General features: G+C 71.3%; 14 protein-coding genes. 7 read left to right on the top strand and 7 right to left on the bottom strand.

The window, feature by feature from the left end; translation table 11 throughout:
• Positions 1-8 precede the first annotated feature (8 nt).
• The 7 genes from BUB97_RS03955 (at position 9) to BUB97_RS03990 (ending at position 8,179) form a co-directional block, all read left to right on the top strand.
• A complete protein-coding gene (locus BUB97_RS03955) occupies positions 9-1,193 on the top strand; it encodes an MFS transporter (protein ID WP_073132196.1) in 1,185 nt (394 codons plus the stop codon).
• A 212-nt stretch (positions 1,194-1,405) separates the two neighbouring features.
• Positions 1,406-3,595 (top strand): TonB-dependent hemoglobin/transferrin/lactoferrin family receptor, encoded by a 2,190-nt coding sequence (locus BUB97_RS03960; protein WP_073131717.1) that lies wholly within the window; start codon positions 1,406-1,408, stop codon positions 3,593-3,595.
• Positions 3,596-3,607: 12 nt separating this feature from the next.
• Complete coding sequence (locus BUB97_RS03965; RefSeq protein WP_073131719.1) at positions 3,608-4,636, top strand: hemin-degrading factor; 1,029 nt, start codon at positions 3,608-3,610, stop codon at positions 4,634-4,636.
• Positions 4,637-4,641: 5 nt separating this feature from the next.
• Positions 4,642-5,514, top strand: a complete 873-nt coding sequence (locus BUB97_RS03970) for a heme/hemin ABC transporter substrate-binding protein (protein WP_073131722.1) — start codon at positions 4,642-4,644, stop codon at positions 5,512-5,514.
• Entirely contained in the window at positions 5,499-6,572 is a 1,074-nt protein-coding gene (locus BUB97_RS03975; RefSeq protein ID WP_073131725.1) for a FecCD family ABC transporter permease, read from the top strand. Before BUB97_RS03970 ends, BUB97_RS03975 begins: the two co-directional genes overlap by 16 nt.
• The gene (locus BUB97_RS03980) at positions 6,569-7,348 is read left to right on the top strand and encodes a heme ABC transporter ATP-binding protein (protein WP_073131727.1); all 780 of its coding nucleotides are present in this window, start codon (positions 6,569-6,571) and stop codon (positions 7,346-7,348) included. The genes BUB97_RS03975 and BUB97_RS03980 overlap by 4 nt, the downstream gene beginning before the upstream one ends.
• Before the next feature lie 76 nt (positions 7,349-7,424).
• Positions 7,425-8,179, top strand: a protein-coding gene (locus BUB97_RS03990) for an IS5 family transposase (RefSeq protein ID WP_217659564.1) whose coding sequence is annotated in 2 segments (ribosomal slippage) — positions 7,425-7,758 and positions 7,758-8,179 — 756 coding nt in all. Because the reading frame shifts where the segments join, the coding sequence is not laid out codon by codon here.
• Between the two features lie 13 nt (positions 8,180-8,192).
• Here BUB97_RS03990 and BUB97_RS03995 read toward each other — a convergent pair.
• The 7 genes from BUB97_RS03995 to BUB97_RS04025 form a co-directional block, all read right to left on the bottom strand.
• On the bottom strand, positions 8,193-9,032 hold the full coding sequence (locus BUB97_RS03995; RefSeq protein ID WP_073131729.1) for a metallophosphoesterase family protein: 840 nt from the start codon (positions 9,030-9,032) through the stop codon (positions 8,193-8,195).
• A gap of 82 nt (positions 9,033-9,114) precedes the next feature.
• On the bottom strand, positions 9,115-10,404 hold the full coding sequence (locus BUB97_RS04000; RefSeq protein WP_073131731.1) for an ABC transporter substrate-binding protein: 1,290 nt from the start codon (positions 10,402-10,404) through the stop codon (positions 9,115-9,117).
• 23 nt (positions 10,405-10,427) lie between these two features.
• Entirely contained in the window at positions 10,428-11,261 is an 834-nt protein-coding gene (locus BUB97_RS04005; RefSeq protein WP_073131734.1) for a carbohydrate ABC transporter permease, read from the bottom strand.
• The gene (locus tag BUB97_RS04010; RefSeq protein WP_073131737.1) at positions 11,254-12,162 is read right to left on the bottom strand and encodes a carbohydrate ABC transporter permease; all 909 of its coding nucleotides are present in this window, start codon (positions 12,160-12,162) and stop codon (positions 11,254-11,256) included. The genes BUB97_RS04005 and BUB97_RS04010 overlap by 8 nt, the downstream gene beginning before the upstream one ends.
• Positions 12,152-13,270 (bottom strand): ABC transporter ATP-binding protein, encoded by a 1,119-nt coding sequence (locus BUB97_RS04015; protein ID WP_245818188.1) that lies wholly within the window; start codon positions 13,268-13,270, stop codon positions 12,152-12,154. The genes BUB97_RS04010 and BUB97_RS04015 overlap by 11 nt, the downstream gene beginning before the upstream one ends.
• A gap of 168 nt (positions 13,271-13,438) precedes the next feature.
• On the bottom strand, positions 13,439-14,320 hold the full coding sequence (locus BUB97_RS04020) for an amidohydrolase family protein (protein ID WP_073131742.1): 882 nt from the start codon (positions 14,318-14,320) through the stop codon (positions 13,439-13,441).
• Positions 14,321-14,336: 16 nt separating this feature from the next.
• Positions 14,337-15,386 carry a CobW family GTP-binding protein gene (locus BUB97_RS04025; protein ID WP_073131745.1) on the bottom strand — a complete coding sequence of 350 codons (1,050 nt, stop codon included), beginning with the start codon at positions 15,384-15,386 and terminating at the stop codon, positions 14,337-14,339.
• Positions 15,387-15,390: the final 4 nt, after the last annotated feature.

Here is a 15,390-nt window from a genome sequence, read left to right on the forward strand (position 1 = left end):
CGCCGGAGGTGCCAACCACCTCGCCCCGGGCGGTCGTCGTCGCCCTTGGCCTGACCCAGACGCTGAGCTGGGCCTCCACCTACTACCTGCCGGCGGTGATCGCCGATCCGGTGGCCGCGGAGCTCGGCCTCTCGCGCGACTGGTTCTTCGGCGTCTTCTCCGCGGCCCTGCTGCTTTCCGGCCTGCTCGGGCCCATGGCGGGCGCGGCGATCGACCGCCGGGGCGGGCGGGACATCCTGGTGCTGACGAATCTTGTCTTCGCCGCCGGGCTGCTGCTGCTTTCGGCGGCGCATGGGCTGGCCGGGCTGGTGCTGGCCTGGGCGGTCATCGGGGCGGGGATGGGCTTCGGCCTCTATGAGGCGGCCTTCGCCACGCTGGCGGGCCTCTACGGCCGCGCGGCGCGGGGGTCGATCACCGGCATCACCCTGATCGCCGGCTTCGCCAGCACGGTGGGCTGGCCGGCCACGGCCTTCTTCATCGAGGCACTGGGATGGCGGGGCGCCTGCATCGCCTGGGCGGTGCTGCACCTGGCCATGGGGCTGCCGCTGAACCGGCTCCTCGTGCCCAAGGCGCCGCCGCCGGTGGTGGAGGCGGAGCCAGAGGCCGATCCCGCCGCCACGCCACGGGCGATGTACATCCTGGCCGGGGTGTTCGCGGCCTGCTGGTTCGTCGCGGCGGCGATGGCGGCGCATCTGCCGCGGCTGCTTCTGGCGCTGGGCGCGGCGCCGGCCGCGGCGATCGCGGCGGCCGCCATGATCGGGCCGGCCCAGGTGGCGGCGCGGCTGATGGAATACGGCCTGCTGCGGCGCTTCTCGCCGCTTACCTCCGCGCGGCTGGCCGCGGCGCTGCATCCCTGCGGCGTGGCGGTGGTGGCGTTGCTGGGGGCGCCGGCCGCCATGGCCTTCGCCCTGCTGCATGGCGCGGGGAACGGGCTTCTGACCATCGCGCGCGGCACGCTGCCGCTGGCCCTGTTCGGGCCGGCGGGATACGGGCTGCGCAGCGGGCTGATCGCGGCGCCGGCGCGCATCCTGCAGGGTGGGGCACCCTTGCTCTTCGGCATGGTGCTGGACGGAGCGGGCCCGTACTGGGCGCTGGCGCTGTCCGGCAGTCTGACCGCGCTTTCCTTCCTCGCGCTGATGCTGTTGCGCGCCCAGCGCCCAGGCAGCGCCGGGGCGCCCGCGGCGGCGGGGTAGCCGCCCCCGGCTTCGGCGCTGCCTGGGCCAGCCCGGCGGCCGGCGGGCGGGCGAAAGCTGCCTTCGCGGGCCAGCGAGGCATTTCCAGATGGCGGGCTACCTTCGTTTCAGCTGACGCAAGAGCTTGTGTATCGCTGCGTTGCGAATGGCTTTGCAAATCAGTCGCATTTTGGATAGAGAATCCGTGATCTCGATCTTCTGGAAAGACAACCTTGCTCCCGCGACGCGCGCCTGCCGCCCTCACCGCCTTCGTCCTTCTGCCGGGCGCCGCCCTGGCCCAGGCGGCCGTGACCCCCGCCGCCGATCCTGTGGCCGTGCCGCCCGTGACGGTGACGGCGACGCGCGAGGAGCGCTCGGTCGATGACGTGCCGGCAACGGTGACGGTGATCGACACGCAGCAGATCGACCGCCAGAACGCCAACAGCCCGCGCGAGGCGCTGCGCTACGAGCCCGGCGTCTCCTTCGGCAACCAGCCCGCGCGCAACGGGGGCACGAACTTCTACATCCGCGGCATCGGCGGCAACCGCGTGCGGGTGCAGGTGGATGGCGTGCGCATCCCCGACTTCCCCGAGAGCAACAGCGGGGCGGGGAACTACACCCGCGACTTCGTGGACCTCGAGAGCGTCAAGCGGATCGAGATCCTGCGCGGCCCGGCCTCGGCCCTCTACGGCTCGGACGCGCTGGGCGGCGTGGTCAGCTACATCACCCGCGATCCCTCGGACTATATCGAGGAGGGGCGGAACCTCGGCTTCAACCTGCGCTTCGGCTATAGCGGCGCGGACCAGTCCTTTTCCCGCACCATCACGGGCGCGGCGCGCGCGGGGGATGTGGAGGCGCTGGCGCAGTTCACCAACCGCACGGGGAGCGAGGTACGGCCGAACGGCAATGTGCTGCCGAACCCGCAGGACTACACCGTCAACAACTTTCTCGGCACCGGCATCTGGCACCTGACGCCGGCGGACCATCTGCGCGTGACGGGCGAGCTGTTCGAGCGCCAGGTGGACACCACGCTGAACTCCGAGCTGTCGAACGCCGCGGGGGCGGCGGTTCTCTCCTCCTTCGGGGAGGATTACAGCCGGCGCGCCCGGATCAGCGCGCAATACACGCATGACGCGCCCTTCCTCTTCGCAGACCGCATTGACCTGCGGGGCTGGGTGGTGAGCCTCGACCGGCGGGAGCGGACGGAGCAGTACCGGTCCACCACCACCGCCGCGGCGGGCGCCAACCGGCTGCGCTACAGCGACTTCCGCTTCCAGCAGGACATCTATGGCGGCGAGGTGCAGCTCCGCAGCGACTTCACCGCCTTCGGCCTGCCCAACAGCGTGATCTATGGCGCGACGCTCGAGCGGATCGAGACCGCGCGGCCGCGCAACCGCTTCGAGCAGAACCTGCAGACCGGCGCGGTGACCAACGCCATCGCGGGCGAGACCTATCCGAACAAGAACTTCCCGGATACGGAAACCACGCAGTTCGGCGCCTATGTGCAGGATGAGATCACCATCGGGCGCCTCTCCATCACGCCCGGGCTGCGGCTGGACCAGTATTCCCTGCGCGTCTCGCCCGACCAGGCCTTCATCAACTCGGCCGGCGCCGCCATCGCGGCGCGGGTACGCGACATGGATGAGTTCGCCGTATCGCCCAAGCTCGGCGCGCTCTACCGGCTGGACAACGATATCAGCCTGTTCGGCCAGTATGCGCATGGCTTCCGCGCGCCGCCCTATGACACGGCCAATTTCGGCTTCACCAACTCGGTCCAGCGCTACCAAATCCTGCCCAGCTTCGACCTGAAGCCGGAGACGAGCGACGGCTTCGAGGCGGGCATCCGCGGCCGCTTCGCGGATGGCAGCAACTTCCAGATCAGCGGCTTCTACAACCACTATTCCGACTTCATCGACACGAAGGTGATCGGCACCACCGCCGCCGGGCTCACGCAGTTCCAGTACCGCAACCTCAGCAGCGTCGACATCTATGGCGTGGAGGCGCGGGGCGAGTGGCAGTTCGCGCGCGGCTGGGCGCTGCGGGGCAGCGCGGCCTATGCCCGCGGCATCGACAAGGAGACCGGCACCGCCATCGACTCCGTCGATCCCTTCCGCGTGGTCGGCGGCCTGGCCTGGAGCAGCGGCTCGGGGCTGGGGGCGGAGGTGAACGTCACCCACGCCCTGCGGCACAACCAGGTGAGCACCGGCACCTATTTCCGCGCACCGTCCTACACGGTGGTCGACCTGGCCGTGCATTACGACCTGGGTCGCAATCTCTCGATCAATGCGGGCCTCTTCAACGTGACGAACGAGAAGTACTTCCTGGCCACCGATGTGGTCGGGGTGGCGGCGAACAGCGCCACGCGCGATCTCTATGCGCAGCCCGGGCGATACGTCGCCGTCAACGTCGTGATGCGCTGGTAGGGAGAGGACAGGATGAACGAACTTCTGGAGCGCCACTCGACCCTCCGGCGGGAGCAGCCGCGGCTGCGGGTGCGGGATGCCGCCGCGGCCCTCGGCACCACCGAGGCCGCGCTGGTGGCCGCCGGCACGGAAGGAAGGGCGACGCCGCTGCGCGCCGATTGGGGCACGCTCTTCGCGGAGTTCCCGCAGCTCGGCCGGATCATGGCGCTGACCCGCAACGACCATGCGGTGCATGAGCGCCACGGCGCCTTCCAGGATGTCTCCTCCGGCCCGGGCCATATCCTGGTGGTGGGGCCGGATATCGACCTGCGGCTGTTCCCCGGCGCCTGGGCCCATGCCTATGCGCTGGAGGGGGAGCGCCGCTCGATCCAGATCTTCGACCGGGACGGCAACGCGGTGCACAAGGTCTATGCGACCGAGGCGACGGACCGCGACGCCTGGGCCGCCCTGGTCGCGCGCCACGCCGCCCCCGATGCCCCGCTCCCGCCCCAGGAGGCGGCCGCCCCGACCCCCCCGGCGGCCGAGACGCTGGTGGATGCCAAGGCGCTGCGGGACGACTGGCTGGCGCTGCAGGACACGCATGACTTCGTGACCCTGCTGCGCCGCCATAAGGCAAGCCGCCGCCAGGCCTTCCGCCTGGCCGGGGAGGACCTGGCGCTGCGGCTGGACAGCATCGCCGGTTCCGCCGCGCTGCGCCTCGCCGCCGGTTCCGGCCAGCCGGTGATGGTCTTCGTCGGCAACCGCCACGCCATCCAGATCCATACGGGGCCGGTGAGCCGCCTCATGGATATCCCGGGGTGGTTCAACGTGCTGGACCCGGATTTCAACCTGCATCTGCGCGAAGCCGGGGTGGCCGAGGCCTGGCGCGTGGTGAAGCCGACCACGGACGGGCCGGTGACGAGCATCGAGCTGCTGGACGCGCATGGCGCGCCGGTCGCCCTCCTGTTCGGCGCGCGCAAGCCGGGCGTGCCGGAGCGCGAGGACTGGCGCGCGCTGGTGGAACAGGTGGTGGGCACCACGCCGCTCGGCGCGGCCGCCTGAAGCCCATGCGGCGCCGCTCTCTCCTGGCGGCCGGGCCGGCGCTGCTTGCCGCCCGGGCCGCGCGCGCCGTGCCTTCCCGCGTGGTCTGCGTGGGCGGCGCGCTGACGGAATGCGCCTTCGCCCTGGGGGCCGGGAGCCGCCTCGTGGCGGTGGACACGACGAGCCTTGTCCCGCCCGCGGCGCAGCGCCTGCCGAATATCGGCTATATGCGCGCCCTGCCGACGGAGGGGCTGGTCGCCCTCCATCCGGACCTGCTCCTTCTGTCGGAAGAGGCGGGGCCGCCAGCTGCGATCGAGGTGCTTCGTGCCGCCCGCATGCCCATCCGCACCGTGCCCGACGGGGCGGGCGGGGAGGCTGCCGTCGCGAAGCTCCGCGCCGTGGCCGAGGCGCTGGAGCTGCCGGCGGAGCCCATGGCTTCCGCCCTGGCCGAGGACTGGGCCGCGCTGGACGCGCCGATTGCCGCCCTGCCGACGCGGCCGCGCGGGATCTTCGTCCTGTCCGGCTCGTCCGGGGCTCCCCTGGTTTCGGGGCGGGATACACATGCGGATGCGGCGATCCGCGCGGCGGGGGCCGTGAACCTCGTGGAGGGCTATCGCGGCTATCGCCCGCTTTCGCCGGAGATGGCGGCGCGCATGGCGCCCGATTTCATCCTGATGATGGATCATGCCCTGGAGGCGGCGGGCGGCCCGGAGGCAGTGCTGCGCATGCCCGCCCTGGCGGTGACGCCGGCCGCCGCCGCGCGCCGGGTGGTGCCGATGCCCGGTTCCCACCTGAATTTCGGTCCGCGCGCCGCGGAGGCGCGCCGGGCCCTGGCCCTTGCCCTGCGCCCCGGCGCCACCCTTCCCGCCCTGCCGGAGCGCCCATGGCTGCGGGGGTAGACGGAATCGGCGGCACCGGCCTGGCCCTGCGGGCGCCGGCACGGGCAGTGCCGCTCGCGGCGGGGCTGCTGCTCGCCTCGCTCCTGGCCGCCGTGCTGCTGGGGCCGGCGCGCGTCTCCCCGGCCGGGTTTCTGGCCGTGGTCGCGGACCTGCTGGGCCTCGCGCCGCTGCCCGCCGAATTTGCGGGAGACCGAGCCATCCTCTCCGTCGTCCGGGCGCCGCGGGCGCTGATGGGCGCGCTGATCGGGGCGGGGCTGGCCTGTGCGGGGGCGGTGATGCAGGGGCTGTTCCGCAACCCGCTGGCCGATCCGGGGCTGATCGGCGTCTCCTCCGGCGCCGCGCTGATGGCGGCGGCGGGCATCGTCTTCGGCGGCGGGCTGATGGGCAGCCGGGCGGGCCTGCTCGGCCTGTGGCTGCTGCCCCTGCTGGCCTTCGCGGGCGGGCTCGGCGCCACCTTCCTCATCGCGCGGCTGGCGATGCGGGAGGGCAGCGTGGGCGTGGCGAACCTCCTTCTCGCGGGCATCGGCGTGAACGCGCTCTGCGTCGCCGGGCTGGGGCTGCTGGTGGCGATCGCGGATGACCGGCAGGCGCGCGACATTAACTTCTGGCTGCTGGGCAGCCTGGCCGGGGCGCGCTGGGTGCATCTTCCCGTGCTGCTGGCGCTGGTGGGCCTGCCCTGCCTTGGGCTGCTGCGGCTGGCCCGGCCGCTGAACGCGCTGATGCTGGGCGAGCGCGAGGCCTTCCATCTCGGCGTGCAGGTGGAGACGGCGAAGCGCGTGGCCGTGGTGCTGGCCGCCGTGGCGGTGGCCGCGGGGGTGGCCTTCTCCGGCATCATCGCCTTCATCGGGCTGCTGGTGCCGCATCTCGTGCGCATGGCGGTGGGGGCGGAGCACCGGATCGTGCTGCCCTGCGCCGGGCTTCTGGGCGGCGCGCTGCTCGTCGCGGCCGATCTCGTGGCGCGCAGTCTGGCGGCGCCGGCGGAGCTGCCGGTGGGGGTCGTCACCGCGCTGCTGGGCGCGCCCTTCTTCCTGCTGCTGCTGCGGCGGCAATCGGCATGATCACGGGGGAGGGCCTGAGCCTTCGCCGAGGCGGGCGGGCGCTGCTGCGGGATGTCTCCGTGCAACTGGCCGCCGGCGAGGTGCTGGCGGTGGTGGGGCCGAACGGTGCGGGCAAGTCCACCCTGCTCCGGCTGCTCTGCGGCGACCTGCGGCCCGATGCCGGTGTGGTGCTGGCCGAGGGGCGGGCGCTGCCGGCCTGGCGGCCGCTGGACCTCGCGCGGCGCCGCGCGGTGATGACCCAGCACGCGAACCTGGCCTTCCCGATGAGCGCGCGGGCGGTGGTCGGCCTCGGCCGACTGCCCTGGCACGGCCACCCCGGCTCGGCGCGGGACGAGGAGGCGGTGCGCGAGGCCATGGCTCGGGCGGGTGTGCTGCCCCTGGCGGCCCGGGCCTATGCCACCCTGTCCGGCGGGGAGCAGCAGCGGGTGCAGCTGGCCCGCGCGCTCGCGCAACTGGATGGCGCGCCGCGCCCGGCCGCGCTGTTGCTGGACGAGCCCACGGCGAGCCTCGACGTGGCGCATCGCGTGGCCCTGCTGCGCATCCTGCGGGAGCTGGCGGGGGAGGGGCTGGCCGTGATGGTCATCCTGCACGACCTGAACGAGGCCGCGATCGGCGCCGACCGGGTGCTGATGCTGCGGGACGGCGCCGTGGCGGGGCAGGGCAGCGTGGCGGAGGTGTTGGACCCCCCGCGGCTGCGGGAGGTCTATGGGCTGGACTTCCGCCGACTGCCGGACGGGTTGGTGATGCCGGATTACGGCGCCGCGCTGGGGCCCTAGGTAGGGAACCCAAACAACTTCATGGGTTTGCTGGCGTTTTACCTCCTGATGGGGTTTGAGTGACCAGGAGGCTGAGATGGCGCGTCTGTTCTGGCTTTCAGACGAGGCCTGGGCGGCGGTCGATCCGCACCTGCCGCGTGGCAGACCAGGCAAGCCGCGCGTGGACGACCGACGGGTAATCAGCGGCATCCTGCACGTGCTTAAGACAGGGTGCCGCTGGCGCGATGTGCCGCCCGAGTACGGCCCGCCAACGACCGTCTACAACCGCTTCAACAGGTGGTCCCAGCGCGGTCTCTGGCAGCGCCTGTTCGAAAAGGTAGCTGCCTGCGGCGAGGTTCCGCAGGAACTGAGCCTCGACAGTTCCCACGTGAAGGCCCACCGATCTGCCGCGGGTGGAAAAGGGGGGAGTGGACGCAAGCGGTCGGGCGCTCGCGCGGCGGTCGCACCTCCAAGATCCATTGCCTGGCCGATGATCGTGGCCGCCCGATTGCCTTTGCGCTGACGCCCGGCAACATCGCCGACATCACCATGGCCCTGCCGCTGCTCCAGGCGGCGGCCCGGCCACGCCGTCTCATCGCGGACAAGGCCTATGACGCCGAGAGCCTGCGCCGCTGGCTGAAGGAGGGGCGCATCAAGGCCGTCATCCCCTCCACCGCCACCCGCACCGTGCCCTACCCACTCGACCGGCGCGCCTACAAGCGCCGCAACGTCATCGAGCGCCTGTTCTGCCGCCTCAAAAACTGGCGAAGGCTGGCCACGCGCTACGATCGGCTGGCCCGAAATTACCTCGCCAGTCTCGCACTCGTCGCCGCCGTCGCAGAGTGGACCTGAATGAGTCCCCCACCTAGGCCGCCAGCCGCTTCTGAGGCCCGTAGAGCTCCGGCATCTCGCCGATGTCGTGGCGCATCAGGCCCGGCAGCGTCACCAGCCGGCTTTCGAAGGTGCCGTCGGCGTGCAGCAGGTGCTCGACATAGCCGAGCTGCTTCTCACCGACGACAGCTTGATAAGCATCGCCCACGATGAAAGCGGCGGAGGGTGCCCAGATCTGCCGGAGCCCCTCGCTGACGCCCCGGTCCCGCCACTGGTGCACATGGCCATTGGCGACGAAGGCCGGGCGATGGCGCGAGAGGAGATCGAAGATGCGCTGGCGCGGGGCGTGCTGGACGCACCAGTAGGTGACGCCGGTCTCGTCCATCCGCTCCTCGCAGAGCGGCTTGTGCAGGAAGATGGCGACGGCGCGGCCGGCAGCGCCTTCCAGAGCACGCGCCAGGGCCTCGATCTGCGCCTCGGCCTCCGGCAGCTCCGTCGCCGTGATCTGACTGTTAAGGCCGATCAGGCGCCAGCCGGGAACATCGCGCAGGAACAGGTCCGGGCCGATCTGCGCGCGCCAGCGGGCCAGGCGCTCCGCGTTCGCGGGCTGACGGCATTTTGGCAGGGGATCATCGCCGAGGTCGTGGTTGCCCGGAACCGCCAGCCAATCCAGCCCGAGGCCGTCATGCGCGGTGCGGGCCAGGACGAGATCCGCCGCGTCGTCGGCGCCGTTGAGCGAGAGGTCGCCCGTATTCACCACCAGGTCCGGCCGGAGGCCGCGAAGGTGGTCCGCCAGGATGCTGAAATTCGCGCTGAAGGCGGGCACCCGGGGGGAGAGATGGGTGTCGCTGATCTGGGCGAGACGGAAGGCCATGGAACCATCCTCAGGCGCTGCGGCGCCGGCTGCTGGGAAGGATGGGCGCCGGCGGGTGCCCCGCCGGCGCCGCACGAGACGTTCAGGAGCGGCGCGGCAGGAGGCGGCGCACCTCGGCCGCCATGTCGCGCTGCACCTCCTCCGGCGTCGCGCGCTGCTCGACGATGCGCGCCAGGTTGTCCACCATGGTCTGCGTCACGCGCACGCTGTTGGTGCCGGGGAAGGCATACCAGGGGATGGAGATCGGGATCTGGCGCACCGCCGCCATGAAGAGCGGGTTGGCGCGGTAGAACTCGCCCAGATACTGCGGGTCGTCGATCGCGATCTGGTTGCAGGGCAGGTAGCCCGTGTTCCTCACCATCAGCGCCTGGCCTTCGGGGCCAGTGGAGAAACGGAGGAACTTCCAGGCCGCGTCCCGCTTCGCCGGGTCCTTGGCGGTCAGCATGCCCGCCGCGCCGCCGGTGGGCAGGCGCCCCTTCCCGGGGTCGATCACCGGCATGCCGGTGGTGCGGAGGACGAAGTTGTTGCCCGCGCCGGCGACCATGCCGCGCACCAGCGCCGTGGTCTGGAAGATTATGCCCAGCTTGCCGGCGGTGAAGGCCTGGCGCGCCGCGGCGGCGGAGAGGTTGGGCATGCCGCCCTCCTTCACCATGCGGTCAATCAGGCGGATCGCGCCCAGCCCCTCCGGCCCGGCGAAGCCGACATCGCGCTCATCCTCCGTCAGCATTCGGCCGCCATGGCCGAAGAGAAGGGCGGAGAACATCCAGTCGTCGCCGTTCCAGGTGAACCACATGCCCTCATTGCCGTCGCCGAGGCGGTCGATCCGGCCGGCGAGCTGCAGCACGTCGTTCCAGTTCGTCGGGAAGTTGTCGGGGTCGCCGCCCGCGCGGCGGACCAGATCGGCGTTGTAGTAGGTGACGGGGTTGGAGGCGGCGAAGGCAAGGCCGGACTGGAAGCCGCCGAAATGGGCGAGGGCGAGGAGGTTCGGCGTGTAGCCGGCCGTGGCGGGGTCCGTCGCTTCGGCCTTCAGCAGGGGCAGCAGGTCCTGGGCGATGCCGCGCTCGGCGAAGACGCGCAGGCGGTTGAAGCCCTGGTAGGAGAGGTCCGGCAGCTGGTTCGTCGCGGCCTGGCGCAGGATGAGCTGCGCGCCCTCCTCGTAGTTCGGGGTGGTGACGTAGTTCACCTTGATGTTCGGCTCGCGCCGGGCGAAGGCGGCGAGCAGCGCGCCATAGGCCTCCTTGTAGATGAAGGGCTGCGCGTAGTGCACGGTGATCTCAACCGGCGCCTGGGCGCGCAGGATGCGCGGCGCGAAGAGCATGGCGGCCGGCGCGGACAGCGCCACGCGGCGGCTGAGCTGCGGGGAAGCGAACATGGGGGACTCCTTTTGGGGCGGCCTCAGCCTTTGAGGCCGGTGGTGGCGATGCCTTCGATGAAGCGGCGCTGCGCGAGGAGGAAGGCGAGGACGAGCGGCGCCGTCATCAGCACCGCGGCCGCCATCAGCGCGCCGAAATCGTCGCCGGCCTCATCCGATCGGAAGTAGAGGACGCCGAGCGCGGGGGTGGCGTAGTTCGGGCCGTTCACCACGATCAGCGGCCAGAACAGGTCGTTCCAATGCGCGACGACGGAGAAGATCGCGAAGGCGGTGGCGGCGGGCCAGGCATTGGGCAGCACGATGCGCCAGACGATCTCCGCCTCCCCGATTCCGTCCATTCGGGCGGCGTGGATCAGGTCGTCCGGCAGGGATTTGAAGAACTGGCGGAACAGGAAGATGGCGAAGACCGAGATCGTCGCCGGGGCGATGAGGGCCGTGTAGCCGTTCAGCAGGCCAAGCTGGCTGAAGCCGACATAGAGCGGCAGGGCAGGGACGTGATAGGGCACGAGGAGCCCCAGCATCACCGCGCCGAAGGCGATGCCGCTGCCGGGGAAGCGCAGCTTCGCCAGCGCGTAGCCCGCCGGCACGGCGAAGAGCAGCTGGAAGAAGAGGATGCCGCCGCAGACGACGACGCCGTTCCAGAGGTAGCGCCAGACCGGGATCTTCGCGAAGACCTTCCCGTAATTCTCCACGGCATGCAGCCGTTCCGGCAGCAGGGAGAGGGAGGCGCGGAAGATCTCGTCCAGCGGCTTCAGGCTGGCGGCCACCATCCAGATGTAGGGCATCAGCACGACAAGCCCGAGCACCGTCAGCAGGGCCAGGCGCGGCATGTCGCGCAGGAGGAACCGCTCAGGCATAGTGCACCCGCTTCTCCAGCACCTTGGTCTGCAGCCAGACCAGGGCGAGCACGATGGCGAGGAAGACGAGGGTGATGGCCGCCGAATAGCCCAGGCGGAAATAGGTGAAGCCTTCCTCATACATCGCGTAGAGCAGCACCTCGGAGGCCTTGTTCGGCCCGCCCTGGGTCAGCACCGCCACGCTGTCGAAGACGCGCACCGCGCGCGTCATGGTGATGGTGACGACGAAAAGGGTGGTGGGGCCGAGCAGTGGCCAGGTAACGAGGCGGAAGCGCTCCCAGCCGCTCGTCGCCCCGTCCACCTCGGCCGCGGCGTAGAGTTCCCGCGGGATGGCGGTGAGGCCGGCGAGGAAGAGGACGAGGTTGAATCCGATATTCTCCCACACGCCGATGGCGGCGAGGGAGAGCAGCACCGTGTCCGAGGAGGAGAGCCAGGCCGGCCCTTCGATGCCGATGCCACGGAGCGCGGCGTTCAACGGGCCGATGGTGGGGTGCAGCAGGTATTGCCAGGCGGCGGCCATGGCGACCGGCAGCGACACCACGGGGAGGAAGAACACGGCGCGGAAGAAGGCGCGGCCGCGCGTTCCCGTCTCGATCAGCAGCGCCAGCGCGAGGCCGCCCAGCACGGAGAGCGGCGCGACGAGCGCGACATAGAGGATGGTGTTGCGCAGGGCGATGGCGAAGCCGCGGTCCCGCAGCAGCTCCGCGAAGTTGTCCAGCCCGATCCAGGCAAGGCCATCCGCGCCCAGCTCGTAATCCGTGAAGGCCAGGGCGATGGTGGCCAGGGTGGGCAGCAGCAGCATCAGCGCATAGGCGAGGGCGGCCGGCGCGGTCAGCATCCAGCCCGCCAGCGCCTCCCCGGTCGTGCGGCGCCGCGCGGGGAAGGCGAGGCTAGCCGACAAGGACGGCCTCCGGCGCCATGCTGCGCACGGCGGCGCGTTTGCCGTCCGCGCCGAAGACGAGCGCGCGATCCACCGGGAAGCGCAGCGAGAGCTCCCCCTGGGGAGGCAGGGTCTCGCGATCCTCCGGCGCCAGGCGCAGCACCAGTGGCGTGCCGGTCGTGGCATGGCGCAGATGCACCAGCAGGCTTTCGCCCAGGAACTCCACCGTCTCCATCCGGGCCGGGATGCCCGTGCCGGCGGGCTGCAGATCCTCAGGCCGGATCGCCAGGGTCATCGCCCCGCTGCCGGCCACGCGCAGCCCGACCGCCTGGCCCGCCACGCGGAGCACGCCTTCCGCATCGGCCTCGGCGGGCAGGGTGTTGATGCGTGGCGAGCCGATGAAGGTGGCGACGCGCAGGTCCTGCGGGTCGGCATAGATCTCGGCGGGCGGCGCCACCTGCAGGATTTCGCCCGCCTGCATCACCGCCACCCGGTCGGCCATGGTCAGGGCCTCGGACTGGTCATGGGTGACATAGACGGTGGCGACGCCCGCGGCACGGTGGATGGCCACGATCTCCCGCCGCGTCTGCACGCGCAGGCTGGCATCGAGGTTGGAGAGGGGCTCGTCCATGAGGAAGGCCGCCGGGCGCCGGACGATGGCACGGGCGAGCGCCACGCGCTGGCGCTGGCCGCCAGAGAGCTGGCCGGGGCGCCGGCTGAGCAGGTTGCCGAGGCCGAGCGCATTGGCGGCCTGGCGCACGTCATGGGTGATGGAGTCCCGCGCGGTGGCCGGGCCCGGCATCCAGCCACCGATCAGCGGCAGGCGCTGCATCGCGCTCAGGCGGCGCATGGCCAGGGGAACCGCGATGTTCTCCTCCACCGTCAGATGCGGGTAGAGGGCGTAGGACTGGAACACCATCGCCACGTCGCGCTGCGACGGGCGCAGCCCGGTCACATCCTGGCCGCCGATGCGGATGGTACCGGAATCCGCGTGCTCGATGCCGGCGATGCTCCGCAGCAGCGTGGACTTGCCGCAGCCGGAGGGGCCGACGAGCGCGAGGAACTCCCCGGCCGCGACCTCCAGCGAGATCCCGCGCAGCACCGTGGTGCCGCCGAAACGCTTGGCCAAGCGGTCAATCGCGATTCCCTGCACAAGCTGTCCCCGCCTATCCCGGGCGGCGCAATAGGTGCAGGGTCTGACAGCCGTGTTGCAGTCGGATGAAGGAGATGTGTCAGCGGCGCGGGAGGCGCTCGGAAAGGGTCGCCATGCGCCCCGCCTTGGCGGCCCCCAGCCGGCTCAGGCCGGGCGGGCGGCTTCCGCGCGGGCGACGGCTTCGGCGAGGTTCAGGATGCGCGTGGCATTGGCGCGGAACAGCTTCTCGATGATACCGGGCTTGAAGCCCTGCATCTCCCACTCGTCCAGCGTCTGCCCCGGCGACCAGCCGGGATAGTCCGAGCCGAACATCACCTTGTCCTGCAGCCGGCGCTGCATGTCGTGCTTCAGCGGCGCGGGGATGTATTTCGGGCCCCAGCCGGAGATGTCGATCGAGACATTCCCCTTGTGCAGGGCCACCGCGATCAGCTCCTCGGTCCAGGGCCAGCCGGGATGCGCGGCGACGATGTTCAGCCGCGGGAAATCGGCCGCGATGCTATCGATATGCAGCGGCCGGCCATGCTCCAGCTTGAAGCCGAGCCCGCCCGGCTCGCCGGAGCCGATGGCCGTCGTGCCGCAATGGATGAGCACCGGCGCGCCGAGATCCTGCAGCAGATCCCAGATGGGGTAGAAATGCCGGTCGGAGGGCGCGAAGCCCTGCACGGGCGGCTGGTACTTCACGCCCATCAGCTTCAGGTCGCGGATGGCGTGCTCGATCTCCTCCATCCCCGCCCGGCCGCGCCAGGGATCGACCACGGCCCAGCCTGGCAGGAACACATCGGGATGGGCGGCGCAGAGCGCGGCCAGTTGGTCATTGCCATAGACCGCGCCCCCGGCGCCGGCCATCGCGTCCCAGGCGATGGGAATGGCAAGGGTGTCATCGCGGCGAAAGTCTTCGGCGATCACCTCGTCCGGGCGGGCGTCGAAGCGGTCTCCGAACATGCGGCGTGTGGCCGGCACGAAGGGGGCGCTTGCCTCCACATAGGCGGCGTTCATCGGGTGAACATGGACGTCGATGGCGCGCATCGGGCGATCCTCTCCTTTAGGCGGGGGCCGGGGCGGCGAACAGCGCGTCCCAACCCTGGCGCAGCGGCGAATGGGACAGGCCGTTGGTGATGAGCACGAGGCGCGAGCGGCGGTCCCCGCCCGGCCAGGCGGGGAGCTGCACGGGTGGGTGCAGCACATGCTGCACCCCCTGCACCACGACGGGGCCGGACTGGCCCGGCACCCCGATCAACCCCTTCACGCGCAGCAGCTTCTCCCCGCCCTCGATCCGCACGCGGCGGAGCCAGTTCTCGAAGGCCTGCCAGAGCGGCGGCGTATCGGAGACGAGGGAGAGGGCGGCGGTGCCCTGCGTATGTGCGTGGTGTTGGTGGCGGTGGTGGAGCGGCGGCAGCGCGTCCAGCCATTCGACGACGGGCGGCGGCGCGCCGGGAGTGCCGAGGAAGCGTGCGGGGAAAAGGACGCCCGGATCGGCCTCGCCCTGCCGCATCCCGATCACGGGGGCGAGCGGGTTCAGCCGGGCCAGCTCCTCCCGCAGCCTCGCGGTTCCGGCGGGCTCGGCCAGATCGGTCTTGGTGAGGAGAAGCTTGTCCGCCAGCGCCACCTGGGCGCGTGCTTCCGGATGCTCGGCCAGCTGCCCGCGGGCGAAGAGGGCATCCACCGTGACGAGGATGCTGTCCAGCCGGAGCACGCGTGACAGCACGGGGTTGCGTAGCAGCGCCTGGGCGATGGGCGCAGGGTCCGCCAGGCCGGAGGGCTCCACCAGCAGCCGCGCGAAGCGGGGCAGGGCCCCTGCCTCCCGCCGCGCGAAGATGCGCATCACGGCGCCTTCGAGATCGCCCGACAGGTCGCAGCAGAGGCAGCCATTCGCCATGGTCACGGTGCGGTCCGGGCCGGTGCCGGATTCGGCCTCCACCAGATGCTGGTCGATTGGCACCTCGCCGAACTCGTTGATGGCCACCGCCGTGCCCGCCATGCCGGGCTGCCGCAGCAGGGCGTTCAGCAGCGTGGTCTTTCCGCTGCCGAGGAAGCCGCCGAGGATGGCCGCCGGCAGCTGCCCCTGTTCCACGGCATCGGCGAGGAAGCGCATGGCC

Origin of the sequence: Muricoccus roseus (assembly GCF_900141905.1) — a bacterium.
Classification (GTDB): Bacteria; Pseudomonadota; Alphaproteobacteria; order Acetobacterales; family Acetobacteraceae; genus Roseomonas; species Roseomonas rosea.